At 65.5% G+C, this 869-nt stretch carries 1 protein-coding gene; it reads right to left on the reverse strand.

Features of this window, described 5'->3' with window-relative positions:
* Positions 1 to 59: 59 nt before the first annotated feature.
* Positions 60 to 869, reverse strand: an 810-nt coding sequence (locus tag F8271_RS31545; protein WP_255473776.1) for a non-reducing end alpha-L-arabinofuranosidase family hydrolase, incomplete at its 5' end; no start/stop codon positions are given.

Genomic DNA, 869 nt, shown 5'->3' on the forward strand with positions numbered 1-869 from the left:
CCGCACGCGACGACAGGGCGGGCCCGGTGGTGTGCCGGGCCCGCCCTGTCGTGGTGGTGTCAGCGTTGCAGGGTGAGGAGGCCGGGTCGGTAGGGCAGGAGGCCGTAGTCTCCGCCGGAGTTGGGGGATCGGCCTTGGTAGAGCAGTTGGAGGTTGCAGGGGTCGACGGTGAAGGTTTGGTCGGCGTTGGTGCGGATGAGTTCGCCGTGGCTGATGTCGTTGGTCCAGGTGGCGCCGCTGTTGGCTTTGCCGGCGAAGGGGTTGTTTTCGGTGGCGGCTTGGGGGGTCCAGGTGCCGCCGAGGCTGGTGGCGGTGAAGGAGCGGAAGTAGCGGCCTTGGGAGCCGATGGCTTCGACGAGCATGAGGTAGCGGGTTTGGCCTTGGAGTTTGTAGACCTGGACGGCTTCGAAGAGGTTGTTGGTGGTGTCGCTCATGATGGTGGTGTAGGTGGAGCCGAAGTTGCCGGGGAAGTTGCCGATGGGCATGCTGGCGCGGTAGATCTTGCCGTTGTCGCCGGCGAAGAAGAGGTACATGGTGGTGCTGTCGGCGATGAGGGTCTGGTCGATGGGGCCGGTGCCGGAGCCGGTGATGCTGCCGGTGAAGAGGGTTTGGGCGGCGGACCAGCCGTTGGGGTTGGTGGGGTCGGTGGAGGTGCGGTAGGAGAAGGCGGTGCCGCCCCACTGGTAGGCCAGGACCCAGATGTTGCGGGGGGCGAAGTAGAACAGGGTGGGTGCGACGGTGGCGGAGTTCATGGTGTTCTGGCTGGCGGAGGCCATCTCGGACCAGTTCGTGAACAGGCTGAAGTTCATCGATCCCCATCGGGTGCCGGTGTCGTGGGTGGTGGCGTAGACGAGTTGTCGGCCGTTGTA

The organism is Micromonospora sp. ALFpr18c, from assembly GCF_008868155.1.
Taxonomy (GTDB): Bacteria; Actinomycetota; Actinomycetes; order Mycobacteriales; family Micromonosporaceae; genus Micromonospora.